Below are 21,866 nucleotides of genomic sequence, written 5' to 3'. Positions count from 1 at the left end.
GGGCGGTGGGCCGCCCGGCTGCTGTCGGAGTAGCTGCGCGCGGTTCAGCGACCGCGCGTGGGGTGCGTGCTCAGCGAACGTCGACGAGGTCGACGACGAAGATCAGCGTCTCGCCCGGCCTGATGACCGCACCGGCGCCGCGGTCGCCGTAGCCGAGGTGCGGCGGGATGACCAGCTTGCGCCGGCCGCCGACCTTCATGCCGACGATGCCCTGGTCCCAGCCCTGGATGACACGGCCCGCGCCGAGGGGGAAGTCCAGCGGCGCGCCGCGGTTCCACGACGCGTCGAACTCCTCGCCGGTGGAGTGCGCGACCCCGACGTAGTGCGCCAGCACGGTGTCGCCGGCCCTGGCCTCGCGGCCGTCGCCCTCCTTGATGTCCTCGATCACGAGGTCGCTGGGCGCCTCGTCACCGGGGAAGTCGATCTCCGGCTTGGTCGTGCTCGGGTCGAAGCCCATGTGGCTCTCCTGTTCGTTCGCGGATGGGGGGTGCGGCTCAGTAGGCCGCGAGGATGTCGACGACGAAGACGAGCGTGTCGGTGCCCTTGATGCCGGCCTGCGGCTGGCCGGCGGCGCCGTACCCGTCCGCCGGCGGCACGAGCAGGAGCAACCGGCTGCCGACCGTGGCGCCCACGATCGTCGAGTCCCAGCCCTTGATGACCTGCTGCTTGCCGATCACCGTCTCGAAGTACTTCTGCGGCGTCTTGGCCGAGGAGTCGAAGACCTTGCCGGTCGACAGGACCGCTCCGGTGTAGGCCACGCGAACCGTCTGGCCGGACTCGACCTTGGCGCCCGAGCCGATGATGAGCGGCTGGCTGACCGTCTTGGCGGGGGCCTTGGCGTTCTTGGGCATCGTGATGGTCGCCTGCTGGCCGGGCTCGACCTTGACGGTCGGCAGGCCGGCGGGCGGCGTCACGGCCTTGCCCTCGGCGGAGGCCAGTGGCCTGGTCGCGGACAGCACGTCCATGAGGAAGACGACGGTGTCCTTGGCGCCGACCTTGAGCTCGGTGTTGCCCTGCGTGCCGAACGCGTCCTTGGGCGGCATGGCCACGAGGATGCGCGAGCCGACCTTCTGGTTGGCGAGGCCCTTCTTGAGCCCGGGCAGCAGGTCGTTGGCGCCGAGGTTGAGGCCGAGGTTCTGCTTGCCGTAGTTGGAGTCGAGCACCGAGGAGTCCTTGCCGTTGAGCAGGACGTACTTGATGCTCACGATCTCGTCGTTGGTCACCACGGGGCCCGAGCCGGGCTTGACGACGCGGGTGGTCGTGTCGGTGACGCTCAGCGGCTGCGGCTGGACCTTGACGGTGGGGGCCGTGGCGTCGCTGCCACCGGTGACGGTGATCTTGTCGAGGGGCGAGCCCTTGCCGTCGCTGCCGCTGCCGCAGGCGGTGAGGGTCAGGGCTGCGGCGAGGACGGCGGCGCCGAGGGCATGGATACGTCGTGGGTGCACGGTGGGGGCTTTCGATCGGGGTCGGACCAGCGCCCACCATAACCACGCGGGCTGTGGGTTCCCGAAACGGGATCAGCCGCGCATGCCCTCGATGAGCCGCTCGACCCGCGCGTCGACCGCGGCGAAGGGGTCCTTGCACAGCACGGTCCGCTGGGCTTGGTCGTTGAGCTTGAGGTGCACCCAGTCGACGGTGAAGTCGCGCCGGTGCTCCTGGGCGGCCTTGATGAAGTCGCCGCGCAGCTTGGCCCGGGTCGTCTGCGGAGGCGTCGTCTTGGCCTCGAACACCTCGGGGTCGGTGCAGACGCGGGCGGCACGTCCGTGCTTCTGCAGCAGGTAGAACAGGCCGCGTTGCCGGTTGACGTCGTGGTACGCCAGGTCGAGCTGGGCGATGCGCGGGTGCTCCATCGGCAGGTCGTGCTTGGCCATGTACCCGGTGATGAGCTTGTGCTTGATGACCCAGTCGATCTCGGTGTCGACCAGCGACAGGTCCTGGGTCTCCACGGCCCGCAGGGTGCGCTCCCACAGGTCGAGCACCTGCTTGTGGATGGGGTCCTGCAGCCCCTCGCGGTCCGCGAAGGCGGTGGCCCGCTCGAGGTACTCGCCCTGGATCTGCAGCGCGGACAGCTCCCGGCCGTTGGACAGCCGCACCGTCTTGCGGCCCGTCATGTCGTGGCTCATCTCCCGGATGGCGCGGATCGGGTTCTCCAGGGTGAGGTCGCGCACGACGACCCCGGCCTCGATCATCCGCAGGACGAGGTCGGCCGAGCCGACCTTGAGCATCGTCGTCGTCTCGCTCATGTTCGAGTCACCGACGATGACGTGCAGCCGGCGGTAGCGCTCGGCGTCGGCGTGCGGCTCGTCGCGGGTGTTGATGATCGGCCGGCTGCGGGTGGTGGCGGAGGAGACGCCCTCCCAGATGTGGTCGGCGCGCTGGCTCACGCAGTACGTGGCGCCCTTGCTGGTCGTGACGACCTTGCCGGCCCCGCAGGTGATCTGGCGGCTGACGAGGAAGGGGATGAGGACGTCCGACAGCTGCTGGAACTCGCCCGCGCGGCCGACGAGGTAGTTCTCGTGGCAGCCGTAGGAGTTCCCGGCCGAGTCGGTGTTGTTCTTGAAGACGTAGATCTCGCCCTCGATGCCCTCCTCGACGAGCCGCTCCTGGGCGTCGGCGACGAGCCCCTCGACGATCCGCTCCCCCGCCTTGTCGTGCATGACGAGCTGGCGGACGTGGTCGCACTCGGGCGTGGCGTACTCGGGGTGGGACCCCACGTCGAGGTACAGCCGGGACCCGTTGGACAGGAACACGTTCGAGGACCGGCCCCACGACACGACCTTGCGGAAGAGGTAGCGCGCGACCTCGTCGGGCGTGAGCCGCCGCTGTCCCTGGAAGGTGCAGGTGATGCCGTACTCGTTCTCGATCCCGAAGATCCGGCGCTCCATGACGACACTCTAGGCCGCACCCGCCCGCCGGGGGTGTCAGTCCACGCATCGGCGCAGGTCAGCGCCCACTTGGTAAAGGGATGGTCCGAAAGGTCCTGCCCTGGCTGCATCTGGGGCCCGGCATGCGAGAGACTGGCGCCATGCCCGACGCCCCCACGGACGCGGCGAGCCGGACCCAGGGCCAGACGACCGTCCAGGTCGGCGACCTCACCCGGCACACGCAGTCCATCCTCGAGCGCGCCCAGGCCTACGCCGACGCCATGCGAGCAGAGACCGACGAGGTCCTCGCGACGGCCCGGTCGGAGGCGGAGGCGCTGCGCGCGCGTGCCCGCGAGCTGCTGGAGGACGCCGAGCGCCGGCACGCCGACGCCGCGCGGGACCGCGACCAGGCCGGGCGCGCGCTCGAGGAGGCCCAGCAGGAAGCCCAGGCCCTCGTCGCCGACGCCGCCGAGCAGGCCTCGATGCTCACCGAGTCGGCGACCCGCACCAGCGACGAGGCCGTCAGCTCGGCACGTGCCGAGGCCCAGTCCCTGCTCGAGGAGGCGACGGCGCGCGCGGAGGAGCTGCGGGCAGCCGCCCAGGCCGACTACGACGCGGCCATGGCGCGGTATGCCGCGCACGAACAGGAGCGTGACGCGGCCTTTGCCGCCGGCGTGGAGCGCATGGACGCCCACTTCGCGCAGCGCGACGAGGACCAGCAGTCCGAGCTCGCAGCCCTGCGCGAGGCCGCGGAGCGCGACGTGGCCGAGGTGCGCGCGCGGGCCGAGGCCGAGTCGGAGCGGCTCACGGGTGAGGCGGTGCTGCTGCGCCAAGAAGCCGAGCGTGAGGCCGCGGAGCTGCTCGACCGGGCCCGCACCGAGGCGCGGGAGCGCCTCGAGCGTGCCCACGCCGAGGCCGGCGAGATCATGAGCCAGGCCGAGGAGCACCTCAAGTGGGGCCAGGACACGGTCCGCAGGATCCTCGACGAGGGCGAGGCGGAGGTGGCGCGGCAGCGCCGCGAGACCCACCGCGAGCTGGCCGCCCGGATGCGGTCGCGCCGCCAGCTGATCCAGAGCGCGCTGGCCCGGGCCGCGCACCGGGCCCGCTCCGAGCGCGAGGCCGCCCGGGCCGAGGCCGAGCGCCTGCGCGCCCAGGCCGAGGCCGTCATGACTGCCGCCCAGCAGCACGCGCAGCGGACCACGACCGCGGCGGAGGAGCACGCGGAGCGGGTGCAGCGGTCCGTGGCCGAGACCGAGCGCGCCGCCGACGAGCGGGCCCGCCGCAGGGTCGAGGAGGCCGAGAAGGCCGCCCGTCTGGTGCGCGAGCGGACCGCGGTCGAGATCGAGCGGCTCCAGCGCGAGACGCACGAGAACCACCGCCAGGCCCGCGAGCAGCTCGTGAGCACGACGACGCAGGCGCGCGCCGAGGCCGACCGGGTCCGGGCCGAGGCGCGGGCGATGCTCGACCGCGCCCGGGCCGAGGTCGCCGTCCTGGCCGCCCGGCGCGAGGACATCACCAAGCAGCTGGGCCACCTCTCCGGCGTCATCGACGCCCTCGCGGTGCCCGAGCGCCCGGCCGCCGCCGATCCGGCAGCGACCTCGACCCATGACGCCCCCCACGACTCCCCCACCACCGACTCCCCCACCACCGAGAACGAACGGACCGACCATGAGTGACACCACCTCCTTCCGCAGCGTGCTGCGCGGCTACGACCCGGCCCAGGTCGACCAGTGGCGCGCGGAGAACGCCAGCGCGTTGGAGCAGGCCCGGCGCGAGGCAGCCGAGCGCACCGTCGAGGTGAGCGAGCTGCGCGCCTCCCTCGCCGCGGCGCAGGAGGAGCAGGCCCAGATCCGCCGCTCCCTGCAGGAGCTGCAGGCCGAGCAGCGCAAGGCGGCGGCGCCGACCTACGCCGACCTCGGTGAGCGCATCGGCGCGATCCTCACCATGGCCGACGAGGAGGCCGCCGAGATCCGTGCCAACGCCCGGGCCGACGCCGAGACGCTCGCGGGCACCTCGCGGCTGGCCGCCGACCAGGCCCGCACCGACGCGGACCGCTACGCCGAGTCCGTGCGGGCCAAGGCCGACTCGGAGGCCACCCGCGTGGTCGAGCAGGCCAAGCAGCAGGCCGACGCCATCCTCGACGACGCCGACCGCGAGGCCTCCGCCCGCCGCGAGGAGGCCGAGGCCTTCTACGAGCACCAGCGGGCGCGGGCGGCCGCGTCGGCCGCCGACTTCGAGGCCACCCTCGGCCAGCGCCGGGACAAGGCTGCTGCCGAGTTCGCGGCACAGATGGCCCAGCACGAGCAGGCCCTCGCCCAGGCCCAGCAGCGTGCCGAGCAGCTCGGCGCGGAGAGCGAGCGGGCCCACGCCGAGGCCCAGGCCGAGAGCACCCGGCTGCTGGAGAGCGCCCGGGCGGAGGCCGAGCAGGTCGTCACCGCGGCACGCGAGCAGGCCGAGCGGATCCGGCGCGACTCCGAGCGCGAGCTCGCCGCCGCCACCGCCCGCCGCGACAGCATCACCGCCCAGCTCAGCAACGTCCGGCAGATGCTGGCCACCCTCGGGGGCGCAGCGATGGTCGGCGGGCTCGACGAGGCGTCTGCGCCCACCACGGACCAGGCGGGCGCAGATGCGCACGCCGTCCAGGACGACCAGCCCGCCGCGGGCGACGAGGCGTCCGAGCACGCGGGTGCAGAGCAGGCCGTCGACTCCGAGCAGGGTGTGGCGGAGGAGCAGGACGACGACGTGGCCGCGACCCAGGACGCCGAGGCGGCCGAGCCGGGCCCCGACGCGCACTCCGAGACGGACGTCGCGGAGGCCGACGAGTCCGACGAGGTCGAGGCGGACGAGGCGGAGGCCGACACGGCCCAGGCGGACCGGCGGGCGACCAGCCGCGCCTGACCCCCACCGCCGACGACGGGAGCGCCCCCATCGGAGACGCTCCCGTCGCGCGTCCGCCCAGGGCGCAAGCCGTCGACAGCGCGTCCGGGACCGTGGTCGGAGCCGCCCGGACGCGTACGGCGAGGTCGGCGGCGAGTGGGACGTCGTCGTCGACGTCGCGCGCCAGCCCAGCCACGTGCGTTGCGCCGTCGCGGCGCTCGGGCCCCGCACGGGGACGTGGGTCTTGGTCTCCTCGGCGGCCCCGGCGACATCTCGGACCGCACCGGCTACTGGCCGCTGCGCTTCGCCCACCCGGCGACGACCGACGGTGCGGTCCTCGTCCCCGACAGCCCCCTGACCACACAGCTGGTCGACGCCCGGGACCTCGCGGCCTGGCTCGTCGGGGCCGGTGCGCGCGGCGCCACCGGTGTCGTCAACGCTTCCGGGCCGACCCTGCCCCTCGCCGAGCACCTCGCCACGGCACGGCACGTGGCGGCACACGACGGCGACGTGGTCGCCGTGCCGCCGCAGTGGCTCGAGGACCACGGCGTGGCGCCGTGGAGTGGCGAGCGGTCCCTGCCGACGTGGCTCCCGCTGCCGGAGTATGCCGGCTTCATGGCCCGTGACACCTCCGCCGCCGAGGCGCTCGGCCTGGTGACCCGCCCGCTGCAGGACACGCTGCGGGACGTGCTGGAGTGGGAGCTGCGACAGGGGCCGGGGAGGCCCCGCCGGGCCGGGCTCTCCCCCGCCGACGAGCGCGAGCTGCTGGCCGCCGCGCGCACCCGCACGCAGGCGCCGTGATCGGCCCACACGCTGGGTGCTGTGAAGTGGGTGTCCGCACCATGTCCGGGGCTGTCGCGGGCCCGTAGCGTCGTCGATCCGACGGACCGACCGGGCAGGGGGAACGACGTGGACGTGGGGACCCGCCAGGTGCCGGTAGCCGGTGGTGCGCTGACCGTGCACCTGCTCGCACAGGGAGCTCCCGGCGCCGGGACGGTCCTCGCCCTGCACAGCATCTCCTCGAACGGGCTGGCCTGGCGGCCGCTCGCGGCCACCCTCGCCGGCAGGGTGTCCGTCGTGGCGCCGGACCTGCGCGGCCGGGCAGAGAGCTGCGGGCTGCGATCCACCGGGCTCGCCGACCACGTCCGGGACGTGGTGGCGGTCATCGAGCACCTCGGGCTCGACCGGCCGGTGCTGGCGGGCCACTCGATGGGCGCGTTCGTGGCCGCGCTGGCCGCGGCGAGCCGCCCCGACCTCGTGGGCGGGGTGCTGCTCCTCGACGGAGGCCTCTCCTACCCCAGCCCCCGCACCTTCGACGTCGACGAGGTCCTCCACGGCGTCATCGGCCCGGCCATGGACCGGCTCACCATGACCTTCGCGGGTGCCGAGGCGTACCTCGACCACTGGCGCAGGCACCCGGCCCTCGGCCCCGCCCTCACGCGCCCCAACGGCGAGGCGCTCGCGGCATACCTCGAGCACGACCTCACCGGGCCGCCGGGTGCGATGCGGTCCAGCAGCTCGCTGGAGTGCGTGCGCGCCGACTGGACCGACATGATGAGCGACCCGGCCACGCTCGCGGCGGTCCACACGCTCCAGTGCCCCGCCGTGCTCGCCTGGGCAGCGCGCGGCCCGCTGGGACAGGAGCCGGGACTGTACTCCCCCGGCCGGCTGGCCGAGGCGCACCTGCCGGCGGACGTCCGCACCCTGTCGCTGGACTCGGACCACTACGGCGCCCTGCTGGACCCGGACAGCCTCGGCGCCCTCGCGGACGCGCTCCTCACGCTCGTGGCGGGTCCACGATCCGGACACGGCATCCACACCCCCGATGAATAACGGCATGTTTGGTCGCGACAAACACCGCGTTACCTCTGGGAGGACCCCGACATGGCCACGCTGCGACTGGGCGACGACGCCCCCGACTTCACCGCCCAGACCACCGAGGGCGAGCTGAGCTTCCACGACTGGAAGGGCGACGGCTGGGCGGTCCTGTTCAGCCACCCGGCCGACTTCACGCCGGTGTGCACGACCGAGCTCGGTCGCGTGGCGCAGCTCAAGGACGAGTGGGCCCGCCGCAACACCAAGGTGCTCGCCGTCTCCGTCGACGCCCTGGAGGACCACGAGGCGTGGAAGGGCGACATCGAGGACGTCGCCGGGACCTCGGTCGACTACCCCATCGTCGCCGACGCCGACCGCAAGGTCGCCGAGCTGTACGACATGATCCACCCCGGCGCGGGCGACACCTCCCCCGTCCGCTCGGTCTTCCTCATCGACCCGGCCGGCAAGGTCCGGCTCTCGCTGACCTACCCCAAGAGCGCCGGTCGCAACTTCGACGAGATCCTGCGCGCGCTCGACGCCCTGCAGGTCAACGACGCCGGCCCGTTCTCCACGCCGGTCGACTGGCGGCAGGGCGAGCGGGTCATCGTCGCGCCCACCGTGTCGACCGAGGACGCCCGGGCGCGGTTCGAGGACGTCGAGGAGGTCAAGCCCTACCTGCGCTACGCCGCGGCGCCCACCGCCTGAGGCGGTTCGCCCGGCGGACCGGCCCGGCGCGGCATACGTTGTCCGGCATGAGCCAGAACGACGCGACCACGCTGACCGTCCCCGTCACGGGCGGGGACCTGCCGGCCGACCTCCACCTCCCGCCGAGCGGCCAGGGCCCGGGAATCGTGCTCCTGCAGGAGATCTTCGGCGTCACCGAGTACATCAGCGGACGCGCCCGCGACCTCGCCTCGCAGGGGTACGTCGTCCTCGTGCCGCACATCTACTGGCGGCTGGGCGACCAGGTCGTCTCCGAGGCGCAGGACGGCCTGCCCGAGGCCATGGGGCTGCTGCAGCGGCTGGACTGGGACGCCGCCGTCGGCGACGCCGCGGCGGCCGTCGCCGCCCTGCGCGAGCGGGAGGAGGTGCAGGGCCCGGTCGGTGTGCTCGGCTTCTGCTTCGGGGGTGGGCTGGCCTTCGCAGTCGCGGCTGCCACCGCCGACGAGGGTGCGCAGGACGGCGCTCGGCCCGACGCGCTGGTCAGCTACTACGGCTCGGCGCTGCCCGACCTGCTCGGCCAGGCGTCCAGGGTCACCCTCCCGAGCCTGCACCACTTCGGCCTGGCCGACGACTACATCCCGCAGGCGAAGGTCCGCGAGATCGAGGACGCCGTCACCGGCGGTGGGCGGGACACGACGTTCCTGACGTATGCCGGCGCGGGGCACGCGTTCGACAACCCCTCGCCGCTGTTCCACCACGCGGAGGCGTCGAAGCAGGCCTGGGTCGCCACGGAGCAGTGGCTGGCCGAGCACCTGCCCGTCTGAGGCGTCAGGCGTCGTCCGCCGGCCGCTGGGTCTGCGGGTTGGTCGACTCGTCGCGCACGGTGCCCTCACCCGTGAGGGTGTCGTGCCGCCCCGGCGTGCGGTCGTCCTCCGACGGCGCGTCGTGGGTCGGGTCCTCGGTGCTGAGCAGCGCCTCGAGGAGCGCGCCGCCGATCCGCCGGAAGGTCCGGCGGGGACGCTCGCGGTCGAGCACGGCCACCTCGAGCTGGGCCGCCGTGAGGGTGCGGTCCGCGCCGCCGGACGGGTCCTTGCCGAGCTCGCCGACGGCCAGCGTGAGCGCCTCGCCCAGGCTCATGCCCGGGCGCCAGCGGTCCTTCAGGCCGGTCTCGATCGAGTCGGCAGCCCCGCCCATCGCGACGAACCCGTGCTCGTCGGCGACGGAGCCGTCGTAGGTCAGCCGGTAGATCTGGTCGTCCGCGTCGCTCTCGCCGACCTCGGCCACGACGATCTCCACCTCGTAGGGCTTGGACTCCTGGGTGAAGACCGTGCCGAGGGTCTGCGCGTAGGCGTTGGCCAGGCCGCGGGCGGTGACGTCGGTGCGGTCGTAGGAGTAGCCCCGCAGGTCGGCGTACCGGACTCCGGCCACGCGCAGGTTCTCGAACTCGTTGTACTTGCCGACCGCCGCGAACGCGATCCGGTCGTAGATCTCGGACACCTTGTGCAGCGCCCGGGACGGGTTCTCCGCGACGAACGCGATCCCCTTGTCGTAGCCGAGGACGACGACCGACCGGCCGCGGGCGATGCCCTTGCGCGCGTAGTCGGCCCGGTCCTTCATCAGCTGCTCGGGCGAGACGTAGAACGGCATGCTGCTCATCGCGCACCTCCCGGGTTGCCCTGGCGTCCGGCGATCACGGACTCGACCACCTCGCGCAGCGACTCGTCGGCGGCGAACCGCACGCCCTCGAGGTCGACCACGGCCACGGTGGGCCAGATGCGCCGCCCGACGTCCGGGCCACCGGTCGCGGAGTCGTCGTCGGCGGCGTCGTAGAGCGCCTCGACGACCACCCGCACCGCGTCGTCGGCCGACAGGCCCGGGCGCCACAGCTTCTTGAGCGACCCGCGGGCGAAGAGCGAGCCGGAGCCCACGCTGTGGTGGTCGTGCTCCTCGTAGCAGCCGCCGGTCACGTCGTAGGAGAAGATCCGGCCGAGGTTCCGGTCGAGGTCGTACCCGGCGAACATCGGGACCACCGCGAGGCCCTGCATGGCCATGGCGAGGTTGGCGCGGATCATGGAGGCCAGCCGGTTGGCCTTGCCCTCGAGCGAGAGCAGCGTGCCCTCGATCTTCTCGTAGTGCTCCAGCTCGACCTGGAAGAGCTTGACCAGCTCGATGGCGAGCCCCGCCGTGCCGGCGATGCCGACCGCGGAGTACTCGTCGGCGGCGAAGACCTTCTCCATGTCGCGGTTGGCGATGAGGTTGCCCATGGTGGCGCGGCGGTCGCCGGCCATGACGACCCCGCCGTCGAAGGTCGCGGTGACGATGGTCGTGCCGTGCGGCGCCTCGAGCGAGCTGCCCGGGGGCAGCGCCCGGCGCGACGGGAGCAGGTGGGGCGCGTGGGCCCCGACGAACTCGGTGAAGGAGGACGAGCCCGTGGACAGGTATGCCGCGGGCAGGCGCCCCGCGCCGGCGTCCGTGGTCACTGGCCACCCTTCTGGACGAACCCGCGGACGAACTCCTCGGCGTTGGACTCGAGCACGCCGTCGATCTCGTCGAGGACGCTGTCGATGTCGGAGTCGAGGTTCTCCTTGCGGGCGCTCGCCTCGGGCGAGGCCGGGGTGGGCTCCGGCGCCTCGTCGGGCGCGTCGTCCCGGCGCTGTGGTCGGCTCTGCTCCTGGCTCGGCATCTCCGTGACCTCCCGCTCGTGCTGCTCCGTCGACGCTGCTGCGCCGCGTGCGTCCAACCTAGTGCGACCCTAACCCGATGCCGAGGCCAACTCGCGCAGGAGGGTGGCGGCGTCCGGACTGCGGTCGAGCAGGGCGCCGACACCGGCCTTGGTGCCGCGCAGCGGCTCGAGCATCGGCACCCGCTGCAGCGAGCTCTGGCCGGGGATGTCGAAGATGACCGAGTCCCACGACGCGGCCGCGATCTGGTCGGCGTACTTCTCCAGGCACTTGCCGCGGAAGTAGGCGCGGGTGTCGGTCGGCGGCTCGTGCACGGCGTGCAGGACCTCCTCGTCCCCCACCAGCTCCTCGAACCGGCCCGCAGCCCGCAGCTTGTGGAAGATGCCCTTGTCCGGGCGCACGTCCGACCACTGGATGTCGACGGCGCGCAGCCGGGGGTCGGACCACTCGAGGCCGTCGCGGTCGATGTACCCCTGCAGCACCTGCAGCTTGCCGACCCAGTCGACCTCCCGAGCGGCCTCGCGCGGGTCGCGCTCGAGCTTGTCGAGCACGACCGCCCACCAGCGCATGACCTCCGCGGTGTCCTCGTCCAGCTCCCCGGCATACCGGCGCTCCAGCCAGCGCTCGGCGAGCTCGTGGTAGCGCCACAGGAGCTGCACCGCGGTCAGCTTCGTGCCGTCCCGCAGCTCGACGAGCTCACGGCAGCTGGGGTCGTGGCTGACCCGCTGGAGCGTCGAGACCGGCCGGGCGACGGTGAGGTCGACGTCGATCGCGCGGTCCTCGATCATCGCCAGCACCAGTGAGGTGGTGCCCAGCTTGAGCAGGTTGGCGACGTCGCAGTGGTTCGCGTCGCCGATGATCACGTGCAGCCGGCGGTACAGGTCGGCCACGGCGTGCGGCTCGTCGCGGGTGTTGATGATCGGCCGCTTGAGCGTCGTCTCCAGCCCCACCTCGACCTCGAAGAAGTCGCTGCGCTGGCTGAGCTGGAACCCGGGGTTGCGGGAGTCGACGCCGATCCCGACCCGCCCGGAGCCGGTGAAGACCTGGCGGGCGACGAAGAACGGGACGAGGTGGCGGACGATGTCGGTGAAGGGCGTCTCGCGCCGCATGAGGTAGTTCTCGTGCGTGCCGTAGGACTGGCCCTTGCCGTCGGTGTTGTTCTTGTAGAGGTTCACCCCGGGCGGGACCGCCGACAGCCGGCGGACCGCCTCGGCCATGATGAGCTCGCCCGCCCGGTCGAAGGCCACCGCGGCGCGGGGCGAGGTGACCTCGGGCGAGGAGTACTCGGGGTGGGCGTGGTCGACGTAGAGGCGGGCGCCGTTGGTGAGGACGACGTTCGCGATGGTCGGGTCCTCCTCGTCGGTCAGCTGGCTGGCGTCGGCCAGCGCCCGGGCCATGTCGAACCCGCGCGCGTCGCGCAGGGGCGCCTCGTCGGCGTAGTCCCAGGAGGCGTGGGCGGCGCGGATGCCCTGCATCGACGCGTACGCGTTGACCACCTGGCCGGAGAGGATCATCGGGTTGGCGGTGGGGTCGCCCGGCACGGAGATGCCGTACTCGGTCTCGATCCCCATCACGCGGCGCACGCTCACGGTCCCACCCTAGGTGAGAGACTTCCGCTCCATGCGCCACTCCCCTGCCGCGATGCCGGTGCGGCTCGCGGCACTGACGGCCCTGCTCGACCACGTGCTGATGCCACCGGTCGAGCGACTGACACGGGAGGGGATCGCCCGCCGGCGCGGGCGCACCTACCCGGCCCGGCCCCCGTTCACGTGGGTGACCGGCCCGGTGGACCGGTCCGTGGGCATCACCTACGGCACCGCGCCGTCCCGCGACGGCTACGACATCCCGCTGCGCATCTACCGTCCCCGCTCCGTGCGGGACACCGACACCGACGTCCCGGTCGTGGTCTTCTTCCACGGCGGCGGGTTCGTCGAGGGCAACGTGGTCTCCTACGACCCGCTGTGCACGCACCTCGCCGCGCAGGTGCGGGCCGTCGTCGTCAGCGTCGACTACCGGCTCGCCCCGGAGCACCGGGCGCCCACCGCCGCCCTCGACGCCTACGACGCCACGTCGTGGGTCTCCCTCCAGGGGGCGGTCCTGCGGGCCGACACCTCGCGGATGTCGGTCGTCGGGGACAGCGCCGGCGGGGCGCTGGCCGCGGTGACGGCGCAGCTGCTGCGCGACCTCGGCGGCTCGCCCCTGCGCCACCAGGCCCTCATCTACCCCTCGACCGACATGACCATGGGGTCGCCGTCGATCTCCGAGCACGCCCACGCCCCGATGCTGACCCGCGAGAGCATCCTGGCCTTCCGCGCGCACTACGCCCCGCGGGAGGCCGACTGGCGCGAGCCGCTGGTGTCGCCGCTCTTCGGACGGCTCGACGGGCTCCCACCGGCACTGGTGCAGACGGCCGACCTCGACCCCATCCGGGACGACGGCGTGCGGTATGCCGCGGCGCTGCGGGCCGCAGGCGTTCCCGTCCGGCACACCAACTACCTGCGGGTGCCGCACGGCTTCGCCTCGATGCCCGGTGCGACCCCGGCCGGGCGCCGCCACCGGGCCGAGCTCGTGGCGGAGCTGCGCGCCCACCTGTGCACCGGGACGGTCCCGGATCACGGCGGCGCGGGCTAGGCTCGACCCGATCCGCCACGGACCGATCCCCCACGGACCCACCGGGAGACGCATTGCGCGACATCGTGATCTTCAGCGGAAGCGCCCACCGCGCCCTGGCCCACCGCATCTGCGGGGCGCTCGGCGTCGACCTCTCCCCGGTGGAGATCAAGCGGTTCAGCAACGACTGCCTGCAGGCGCAGCTGCTGGCCAACTGCCGCCAGCGCGACGTCTACATCGTCCAGCCCCTGGTGCCCCCGACGCAGGAGCACCTCATGGAGCTGCTCCTCATGGTCGACGCCGCACGCGGTGCCTCCGCGGCGCAGATCACCGCCGTCATCCCGCACTACGCCTACGCCCGCTCGGACAAGAAGGACGCGTCGCGCATCTCCCTCGGCGGCCGCCTCGTCGCCGACATGCTCGTGGCCGCGGGCGTCCACCGGGTCCTGACCATGACGCTGCACGCGCCCCAGGTCCACGGCTTCTTCTCGGTGCCGGTCGACCACCTCACCGCGATCGGGGTGCTCGCGGACCACTTCCGCGGGACCGACCTCACCGACTCGGTCGTCGTCTCCCCCGACCTCGGCAACGCCAAGACCGCCACCCAGTTCGCCCGGCTGCTCGGCCTGCCCGTCGCGGCCGGGAGCAAGCAGCGGCTGGCCGACGACCGGGTCGTCATCGACTCGATCGTGGGCGACGTCTCGGGTCGCAGGGCGATCGTCCTCGACGACGAGATCGCGACCGGCGGCTCGATCGTGGAGCTGCTCGAGCGGCTCAAGGACCTCGGGTGCACCCGGGCGGACGTCGCGTGCACCCACGGCCTGTTCGCCGGGCGCGCGGTGGAGCGGCTGCGGGAGCACCCGATGGTGGGCGAGGTCGTCACCACCGACACCGTGCCCGCCCCCTCGGGCTGGCCGGAGCTGCGGGTGCGGACCGTGGCCCAGCTGTTCGCGGAGGCCATCAGCCGCATCCACGCCGGCGAGTCCGTCAGCATCCTGTTCGACGGCGTCGACCCGACGCACGCGCCCCCGCAGGCCACCCTGTTCGACCGGGTGCACGCATGACGACGGCCTGCTCGTGTCCGCAGCGGCGTCTGGGGTGGTCCGCCTGAGGGCCAGGGTCGCGGCGTTCCTCGTGGACGCCGCCTTCGTGCTGCTGTTCGCCACCGTCGGCCGGGCCAGCCACCGCGAGGGCCTCTCCGTCGCGGGGGTGCTCGAGGTGGCCTGGCCGTTCCTCGTCGCGCTGGTCGTCGGCTGGGCCGCAGCCACGCGGCTGCGAGGCTGGCCGGTCGGCGTGCCCGGCGCCGAGGTGGTGTGGCTGGTCACGGTCGTGCTCGGCCTCGGGCTGCGGGTGCTGTCCGGGGGCGGCTTCGCGTGGTCGTTCGGCGTCGTCACCCTGCTGGTGCTCGGCCTGTTCCTCGTGGGCTGGCGCTGCGCCGTGGCTGTCCTGCGGTTCGGCGGCGAGGGCGTCGCCCGGTGGTCGGCCAGGGTGACCGACCGCCGCTGACCCGCCTCCCGGCGTCGGCCAGCACGCCGGCGGGCGCTCCGCAGGCCGCGGCCGGGACCCGCCACACCCCGGTTTGAGTTTGGTAAGGCTTACCTAATAACGTGCGCTGCGTGAGCCCGCTCCCCACGCCAACGCACGAGGCCACCCGGCCCTGGCCCGCGACCCGGCCGACGACCCGGTTCGCCACCTCGCTCGCCGGGCACGGGGACCGCTGCGCCGTGTGGACGCCCGAGGGCCCGGTGACGTATGCCGACCTGGCCGCGCGCGTCGAGGACGCCGGGTCCGCGCTCGGGACCAGCCGACGCCTGGTCCTGCTGGCGGCGGAGAACTCGCTCGACTTCCTCGTCACCTACCTCGGCGCCCTGGCAGCCGGGCACGTCCCGCTGGTCGTGCCGGGTGACCGTCCCCAGCACCACAAGTCCCTCGTCGAGCGGTACTCCCCCGACGTCGTGGCCTCGCGCGACGGCGACCGCTGGCGGGTGTCCTCCCTCACCGCCGAGCCGGGCCACGCGCTGCACCCCGACCTCGCGCTGCTCCTGCCGACCTCCGGCTCCACCGGCTCCCCCAAGCTGGTCCGGCTGTCCCACGAGAACCTCGACAGCAACGCCCTGGCCATCGCCGAGGCCCTGCGCACCCGCCCCGACGACCGGGCGGCCACCACCCTGCCGCTGCACTACTGCTACGGCCTGTCCGTCGCGCACAGCCACCTCGCGGTCGGCGCCTCGCTCGTCCTGACCGACCTCTCCGTCGTCGCCCCGTGCTTCTGGCAGCTCGTCGACGAGGCCGGCGTCACGACCATCGCCGGGGTGCCGCACACCTTCGACCTGCTCGACCGCAGCGGATTCGCCGAGCGCGACCACCCCAGCCTGCGCGTCGTGACCCAGGCCGGCGGCCGGCTCGCGCCCGAGGCCGTGCGCCGGTATGCCGCGCTCGGCCGATCGCGCGGTTGGGACCTGTTCGTCATGTACGGCCAGACCGAGGCGACCGCGCGGATGGCAGTCCTGCCGCCGGAGCTGGTCGACTCCCACGCCGGCACCGTCGGGCACCCGGTCCCGGGTGGCCGGTTCCGGCTCGACCCGCTGTCCGAGCTCGAGTGCGGCCTCGGCGAGCTCGTCTACTCCGGCCCCAACGTCATGCTCGGGTACGCGGAGCACCCCGAAGACCTCGCGCGCGGCCGCGACCTCGCCGAGCTCCGCACGGGCGACCTCGGGCACCTTCGCCCCGACGGGACGGTCGAGGTGGTCGGGCGGCGCAGCCGCTTCGCCAAGGTCGTCGGCCTGCGGATCGACCTCGACCGCGCCGAGCGCGACCTGGCCGACGCCGGGGTCCGCGCGCACTGCGTCGACCTCGGCGACGCGGTCGGGGTCCTGGCCGCCGAGCCGGGCTCCGGCGAGGCGGTGACGGCCACGCTCACCGGCCGGCACGGCATACCCGCCAGCGGCGTGGTCGTGCTCGAGGGAACGGACGTGCTCGTGCTGCCCACCGGCAAGCCCGACTACCCCGGCATGGCCGCCCTCGTCGAGGCGCACCGCGCCCGCTCCCGCGCGCGGGAGGAGAAGGCGGCCGGGGACGAGGCCGCGGACGGGCCCTCGCCGCAGGCGGTGGCGGAGCTCTACCGCGACCTGCTCGACGCGCCCACCGCCGACGAGCACACGAGCTTCGTCGACCTCGGCGGCGACTCGCTCTCCTACGTCGAGGTGTCGCTGCGGCTGGAACGGCTCCTCGGCGCGCTCCCGGCGGGGTGGCACCTGCTCCCACCCGCCGAGCTGGCCGCAGCGGCCCAGCGGTCCCGCCCCGGTGCGGCCACGGCGGCCCGGGGTGGCCGCACGGTCCCCCGGTGGCGACGCGGTTGGCACGCGGTGGAGACGAGCGTCGTCGTGCGGGCGGTGGCGGTCCTGCTCATCCTGGCCAACCACACCCACCTGTCGTTCGTGCCCGGCGGCGCGCACACCCTGCTGGCGCTGGCGGGCTTCAACCTCGCCCGGTTCCAGCTCACCGCGCGACCTCGGGCCGAGCGCGCGAAGGGGATCGTGCGGAGTGCCCTGCGGATCTGGGCACCCAGCGCCGTGTGGATCGCGGCCGTCGCGCTGACCGTCGGGACCTACGACTGGCGCAACGTCCTGCTCCTCAACCAGGTCCTCGGGGACTGGGCCCGCTGGTCGCCGCACTGGCACTACTGGTTCGTCGAGGCGCTGGTCGCCCTGCTGCTGGGCGCCGCCGCGCTGCTGTCGCTGCCCGCCGTGGACCGGTGGGAGCGGCGGTTCCCGTTCGCCTTCCCCATGACGCTCGTCGGCCTCGGCCTGCTGACCCGGTACGACGTGGTGGTGCCCGACGCCGGGCCCTACCGCGGCGCCAACGCCTACGTGCTCATCTGGCTGTTCGCCACCGGCTGGGCGGCGGCCAGGGCCCGCACCGTGCCCCAGCGGCTGCTGGTGTCGGCGGTGCCGCTGCTCACGCTGCCCGGTTTCTGGCCGACCATGCCGATGCGCGGCCCGACCATCATGCTCGGGGTGCTCGCGCTGGTCTGGCTGCCGTCCGTGCGCCTGCCGGGGTGGCTGGCCCGTGGCGCCTCGACCGTCGCCGCAGCCTCGCTGTTCGTCTACCTGACGCACTTCGTCGTCTACCCGCACCTCATGGCCTACAGCTCGGTGCTGGCCATGGCCGCCTCGATCGCCGTCGGCATCGCCTACCACCGCGGCTGGACCCGGCTCGAGGCCGGCGGCCGAGCCGTCCTGCCCCGGGTGCGGACGCGGGTCGCCCGGGCCCGCGGAGTGCGGACCCGGGCGGGCGCCAGCGGCTAGAGGTACTGGCCGGTGTTGGCGACGTTGTCGATGGACCGACCCGGCTCCGTGCCGCTCTTGCCGGTGACGAGGGTGCGGATGTAGACGATCCGCTCGCCCTTCTTGCCGGAGATGCGGGCCCAGTCGTCGGGGTTGGTCGTGTTGGGCAGGTCCTCGTTCTCCTTGAACTCGTCGACGCAGCTGGCGAGCAGGTGGTCGACCCGGATGCCCTTGGCCCCGACGGTGAGGAAGTCCTTGATGGCCATCTTCTTCGCCCGGTCGACGATGTTCTGGATCATCGCGCCGCTGTTGAAGTCCTTGAAGTACAGGACCTCCTTGTCGCCGTTGGCGTAGGTCACCTCGAGGAACCGGTTGTCCTCGATCTCGGAGTACATGCGCTCGACGGTGGCGGTGATCATGGCGTCGACCGTCGCCTGCGGGGAGCCGCCGTGCTCGGCCAGGTCGTGCTCGTGCAGCGGCAGGTCCGCGGTGAGGTACTTGGTGAAGATGTCGCGGGCGCTCTCGGCGTCGGGCCGCTCGATCTTGATCTTCACGTCGAGCCGTCCCGGCCGCAGGATCGCCGGGTCGATCATGTCCTCGCGGTTGGAGGCGCCGATGACGATGACGTTCTCGAGCCGCTCGACACCGTCGATCTCCGACAGCAGCTGCGGGACGATCGTCGTCTCCACGTCCGAGGAGACGCCCGAGCCGCGGGTGCGGAACAGGCTGTCCATCTCGTCGAAGAACACCACGACCGGCGTGCCGCCGGAGGCCTTCTCCCGGGCCCGCTGGAAGATCAGCCGGATGTGCCGCTCGGTCTCGCCGACGTACTTGTTGAGCAGCTCGGGGCCCTTGATGTTGAGGAAGAAGGACTTCCCGACCGGCTTGCCCTCGCGCTCGGCGACCTTCTTGGCCAGGCTGGACGCGACCGCCTTGGCGATCAGCGTCTTGCCGCAGCCGGGCGGGCCGTAGAGCAGGACGCCCTTCGGGGGCTTGAGCTGGTGCTCGGTGAACAGGTCGGGGTGCAGGTAGGGCAGCTCGACGGCGTCGCGGATGGCCTCGATCTGGCCGGCCAGGCCCCCGATGTCCTCGTAGTCGATGTCGGGCACCTCCTCGAGCACCAGCTCGGCGACCTCGGCCTTGGGGATGCGCTCGTAGACGAACCCGGACCGCGGTTCGAGCATGAGGGCGTCGCCGACACGGATCGGCTCCCCCTCGAGGGAGTCGGCGATCCGGCAGACGCGCTCCTCGTCGGCGTGCGCGACGACCAGGACCCGGCCGTCGCCGAGCATCTCCTTGATCATCACGACCTCGCCGGTGCGCTCGTACCCGCACGTGGCGACGACGTTCATCGCCTCGTTGAGGCGCACCTCGCGCCCGGCGGACAGCTCCGCCGGGTCGACGGCCGGGCTGACGGCCACGTGCATCTTGCGGCCGCCGGTGAGGATGTCCACCGTCGCGTCGTCGTAGGACTCCAGGACGACGCCGTATGCCGCGGGCGGCTGCGCGAGCCGGTCCACCTCGGACTTGAGGGTCACGATCTGCTCGCGCGCCTCCTTGAGCGTGCGGACGAGCCGCTCGTTCTGAGAGGAGATGGTCGCGAGGTTCGACTGCAGCTGCAGGACCTTGGTCTCGAGCTCGCGGGACCGGGCCGGCGCGTCGGCGAGGCGCTGGCGCAGGGCAGCGACCTCCTCGGCGAGGAGCTCGGCCTGACGGCGCTCGTCGGACGGGTCGTGGCGGTGCTGGTCGGTCATGTCGGCTCCCTCGGTGGCGATCGACGTACCCACCGGCCGCAACAGTGCGACCGATGACCCAACCTAACGCGCTACTGCTCGGTCGTCGTGGAGGTTTGCGTCACAGAACGGCGAAGCCGCCGGATCTTCTTGTCTGATGGGACGCGTTCGCCCAGCTGTTCGGCCGAGAACTCCGCCTCCTGGCCGAAGGCCGTGGTGTCGCCCGGCGTGGCGCCGGCGTCGCCGTCCTCGCCGTAGGCGCCCTTGGCTGGCCGCCGCTTGCGCATCGGCGGCGTGACGCCGGGGGCGAGCCGGCGGGTCGTGATGAGGAATCCGGTGTGGCCGTGCATGCGGTGCTGCGGCCGCACGGCGAGCCCCTCGAGGTGCCAGCCGCGGACGAGGGACTCCCAGGCCTCGGGCTCGGTGTACCCACCGTGGTCGCGGATCGCCTCGGCGACCCGGGACAGCTGGGTGGCGGTCGCGACGTAGCAGATGAGGACCCCGCCGGGCAGCAGCGCCTGCGAGACGACCTCCAGGCACTCCCACGGCGCGAGCATGTCCAGGACGACGCGGTCCACGGTCCCCGGTGCGACGGTGCGGGGCAGCTCCTCTACCAGGTCGCCCACGGTGACGGTCCAGGCGGGGTGGTCCACCCCGAAGAACGCCCGGGCGTTGCCCTTCGCGATGTCCGCGAAGTCCTCGCGCCGCTCGAAGGAGTGCAGGGTGCCGTGCTCGCCGACGGCGCGCAGCAGGGACATCGACAGCGCGCCGGAGCCGACGCCCGCCTCGACGACGTGGGCACCCGGGAAGACGTCGGCCATCGTCACGATCTGGCCCGCGTCCTTGGGGTAGACGACGGCGGCCCCGCGCGGCATCGACATCACGTAGTCGGACAGCAGCGGGCGCAGCGCGAGGTACTCGACACCCGCGGTGTTGCGCACCACGGAGCCGTCAGGGGCCCCGATGAGGTCGTCGTGGGCCAGCCGCCCACGGTGGGTGTGGAACTCGCGGCCGGGCTCGAGGGTGATCGTGTGCAGCCGGCCCTTGGGGTCGGTCAGCTGGACCCGCTCCCCCACGCCGAACGGCCCGCGGCGCAGGTCGGCACCGACGGCCGCTGAGGTGGAGGTGGTGGTGTCCTGCGGCCCAGTGGTCATGGGCCGGGAGTCTAGTTGCGCTCCGCGGCCGCGTTGATCCGGTCGACGCTCGTGACGCCCCACGCCCGCCCGCCGCTGGTGAGGACGACCGTGCCCGACCCCGTCTGCTGCATCGCGGCGACCACCACGTCGACGCCGTCCTGCGGGCCGGCATCCACGACGTTGGCGTCCGGCACCCGGAAGACGGCGGCGCTGACCGGCGCCTGCCGGTCGACGTCGTGGTGCAGGGCGAGGTCCATGGCGCCGAAGACCAGGCAGGGCACGCCTCGCTCGTCCGTCGTGAGGACGATGTCGGGGTGGTCCAGGGCCATGCCGACGGTGCTGTCGGGGGCGACGACGACGGCGCGCTCGGCGACGTCCTGCACCCGCAGCCGGCCGAGCTTGCCCAACGCGGTGCCGCGCCGGACCGACTCGCTCGCCCCGGCCCACAGCACCGAGGCGATGACCAGCACCCAGATCGAGCCGAACCCGATGCCCTGCCCCAGCGCGACCGGCCGGACGAAGAACCACAGGACGACGAGGACGGTGACGACCCGGCCGCACCAGCCCGCGACCACGGCCCCCTTGTTGCGGTCCCCCGTCGCCTTCCAGACGAGGCACTCCACGACCTGGCCGCCGTCCAGCGGCATGCCCGGGAGCAGGTTGAGCACCGCGAGGCTGCCGTTGATGATGACCATGCCCTCGACGAGCCGGTGGCTGAGGTCGCCCGTCACGAGGGGTGCCACGGCATACGCCAGGACCGCCAGGGCGGCGTTGGCCAGCGGGCCCGCCGCGGCCACGGCCGCCATCCGGCCGGGGGTCGAGCGCACCGCCTCCATGGAGGTGTGGCCGCCCCACACGTTGGCCACGATCCGCAGCACGGGCATGCCGAACGCGCGCGCGGTCACGGCGTGGGCGGCCTCGTGGGCGAGGACGCAGACGAGCAGCAGCAGGGCCTGCAGGATCCCCACCCCGATGCCGAACAGGGGGCGCGTCTGCAGCACCGGGCCGGCCACCACGGCGATGATGACCACCGCGATGAGGAACCAGCTCGGGGCGAGGTAGACGGGGATCCCGGCGACGCGGGCGATCCGCACGCCGTGCCCGGACTCCTCGGCCTCACGGGCGGCGGGGGCGCTCATGCCGGAACCCTACGTGAACACGCCCGACGCCCCGGGCAGGGCATGGGCGATACTTGGCGGGT

The 21,866-nt window shown here is 73.2% G+C and carries 20 protein-coding genes; 10 read left to right on the top strand and 10 right to left on the bottom strand.

Going from position 1 to position 21,866, the window contains the following annotated elements; translation table 11 throughout:
* Positions 1-70: 70 nt before the first annotated feature.
* The 3 genes from ACFUC1_RS01270 to pafA form a co-directional block, all read right to left on the bottom strand.
* Entirely contained in the window at positions 71-457 is a 387-nt protein-coding gene (locus ACFUC1_RS01270; RefSeq protein WP_379116071.1) for an FKBP-type peptidyl-prolyl cis-trans isomerase, read from the bottom strand.
* Between the two features lie 37 nt (positions 458-494).
* A complete protein-coding gene (locus tag ACFUC1_RS01265; RefSeq protein ID WP_379116069.1) occupies positions 495-1,445 on the bottom strand; it encodes an FKBP-type peptidyl-prolyl cis-trans isomerase in 951 nt (316 codons plus the stop codon).
* A 72-nt stretch (positions 1,446-1,517) separates the two neighbouring features.
* Positions 1,518-2,885: a Pup--protein ligase gene (pafA, locus tag ACFUC1_RS01260; protein WP_379116068.1), complete on the bottom strand. Its 1,368-nt coding sequence runs from the start codon at positions 2,883-2,885 to the stop codon at positions 1,518-1,520.
* Between the two features lie 140 nt (positions 2,886-3,025).
* Here pafA and ACFUC1_RS01255 point away from each other — a divergent pair, with 140 nt between their 5' ends.
* The 6 genes from ACFUC1_RS01255 (at position 3,026) to ACFUC1_RS01230 (ending at position 9,043) form a co-directional block, all read left to right on the top strand.
* A complete protein-coding gene (locus tag ACFUC1_RS01255; protein ID WP_379116067.1) occupies positions 3,026-4,540 on the top strand; it encodes a hypothetical protein in 1,515 nt (504 codons plus the stop codon).
* Positions 4,533-5,762, top strand: a complete 1,230-nt coding sequence (locus tag ACFUC1_RS01250) for a hypothetical protein (RefSeq protein WP_379116066.1) — start codon at positions 4,533-4,535, stop codon at positions 5,760-5,762. The genes ACFUC1_RS01255 and ACFUC1_RS01250 overlap by 8 nt, the downstream gene beginning before the upstream one ends.
* A 216-nt stretch (positions 5,763-5,978) precedes the next feature.
* The gene (locus ACFUC1_RS01245) at positions 5,979-6,542 is read left to right on the top strand and encodes a hypothetical protein (RefSeq protein WP_379116065.1); all 564 of its coding nucleotides are present in this window, start codon (positions 5,979-5,981) and stop codon (positions 6,540-6,542) included.
* 108 nt (positions 6,543-6,650) lie between these two features.
* The gene (locus ACFUC1_RS01240; protein ID WP_379116064.1) at positions 6,651-7,574 is read left to right on the top strand and encodes an alpha/beta fold hydrolase; all 924 of its coding nucleotides are present in this window, start codon (positions 6,651-6,653) and stop codon (positions 7,572-7,574) included.
* A 51-nt stretch (positions 7,575-7,625) separates the two neighbouring features.
* Complete coding sequence (locus ACFUC1_RS01235) at positions 7,626-8,261, top strand: peroxiredoxin (protein ID WP_379116063.1); 636 nt, start codon at positions 7,626-7,628, stop codon at positions 8,259-8,261.
* Between the two features lie 47 nt (positions 8,262-8,308).
* The gene (locus tag ACFUC1_RS01230; protein WP_379116062.1) at positions 8,309-9,043 is read left to right on the top strand and encodes a dienelactone hydrolase family protein; all 735 of its coding nucleotides are present in this window, start codon (positions 8,309-8,311) and stop codon (positions 9,041-9,043) included.
* 4 nt (positions 9,044-9,047) lie between these two features.
* Here ACFUC1_RS01230 and prcA read toward each other — a convergent pair whose 3' ends face one another.
* The 4 genes from prcA to dop form a co-directional block, all read right to left on the bottom strand.
* Entirely contained in the window at positions 9,048-9,875 is an 828-nt protein-coding gene (gene prcA, locus ACFUC1_RS01225) for a proteasome subunit alpha (RefSeq protein ID WP_379116061.1), read from the bottom strand.
* Complete coding sequence (prcB, locus tag ACFUC1_RS01220) at positions 9,872-10,699, bottom strand: proteasome subunit beta (protein WP_379116060.1); 828 nt, start codon at positions 10,697-10,699, stop codon at positions 9,872-9,874. Before prcB ends, prcA begins: the two co-directional genes overlap by 4 nt.
* Positions 10,696-10,902, bottom strand: a complete 207-nt coding sequence (locus tag ACFUC1_RS01215) for a ubiquitin-like protein Pup (RefSeq protein ID WP_091760181.1) — start codon at positions 10,900-10,902, stop codon at positions 10,696-10,698. Before ACFUC1_RS01215 ends, prcB begins: the two co-directional genes overlap by 4 nt.
* A 69-nt stretch (positions 10,903-10,971) precedes the next feature.
* Positions 10,972-12,483, bottom strand: a complete 1,512-nt coding sequence (dop, locus tag ACFUC1_RS01210) for a depupylase/deamidase Dop (RefSeq protein ID WP_379116075.1) — start codon at positions 12,481-12,483, stop codon at positions 10,972-10,974.
* A gap of 37 nt (positions 12,484-12,520) precedes the next feature.
* Here dop and ACFUC1_RS01205 point away from each other — a divergent pair, with 37 nt between their 5' ends.
* The 4 genes from ACFUC1_RS01205 to ACFUC1_RS01190 all read left to right on the top strand — a co-directional run bounded on the left by ACFUC1_RS01205 (position 12,521) and on the right by ACFUC1_RS01190 (position 17,817).
* Positions 12,521-13,531 carry an alpha/beta hydrolase gene (locus ACFUC1_RS01205; protein ID WP_379116059.1) on the top strand — a complete coding sequence of 337 codons (1,011 nt, stop codon included), beginning with the start codon at positions 12,521-12,523 and terminating at the stop codon, positions 13,529-13,531.
* 53 nt (positions 13,532-13,584) lie between these two features.
* Positions 13,585-14,574, top strand: coding sequence for a ribose-phosphate diphosphokinase (locus tag ACFUC1_RS01200; protein ID WP_379116058.1), 990 nt, complete (start codon positions 13,585-13,587; stop codon positions 14,572-14,574).
* 13 nt (positions 14,575-14,587) lie between these two features.
* Positions 14,588-15,016: a DUF3054 domain-containing protein gene (locus tag ACFUC1_RS01195; RefSeq protein ID WP_379116057.1), complete on the top strand. Its 429-nt coding sequence runs from the start codon at positions 14,588-14,590 to the stop codon at positions 15,014-15,016.
* A gap of 110 nt (positions 15,017-15,126) precedes the next feature.
* Positions 15,127-17,817, top strand: coding sequence for a non-ribosomal peptide synthetase (locus tag ACFUC1_RS01190; RefSeq protein WP_379116055.1), 2,691 nt, complete (start codon positions 15,127-15,129; stop codon positions 17,815-17,817).
* Here ACFUC1_RS01190 and arc read toward each other — a convergent pair.
* The 3 genes from arc to ACFUC1_RS01175 form a co-directional block, all read right to left on the bottom strand.
* Positions 17,814-19,550: a proteasome ATPase gene (gene arc / locus ACFUC1_RS01185; RefSeq protein ID WP_379116054.1), complete on the bottom strand. Its 1,737-nt coding sequence runs from the start codon at positions 19,548-19,550 to the stop codon at positions 17,814-17,816. The genes ACFUC1_RS01190 and arc overlap by 4 nt on opposite strands.
* Before the next feature lie 71 nt (positions 19,551-19,621).
* Positions 19,622-20,683: a tRNA (adenine-N1)-methyltransferase gene (locus ACFUC1_RS01180; RefSeq protein ID WP_379116053.1), complete on the bottom strand. Its 1,062-nt coding sequence runs from the start codon at positions 20,681-20,683 to the stop codon at positions 19,622-19,624.
* 11 nt (positions 20,684-20,694) lie between these two features.
* A complete protein-coding gene (locus tag ACFUC1_RS01175; protein WP_379116052.1) occupies positions 20,695-21,804 on the bottom strand; it encodes a site-2 protease family protein in 1,110 nt (369 codons plus the stop codon).
* Between the last annotated feature and the right edge of the window lie 62 nt (positions 21,805-21,866).

Source organism: Pedococcus sp. NPDC057267 (assembly GCF_042668795.1).
Lineage (GTDB): Bacteria > Actinomycetota > Actinomycetes > Actinomycetales > Dermatophilaceae > Pedococcus.
This window is presented reverse-complemented; position numbering and strand designations above follow the sequence as displayed.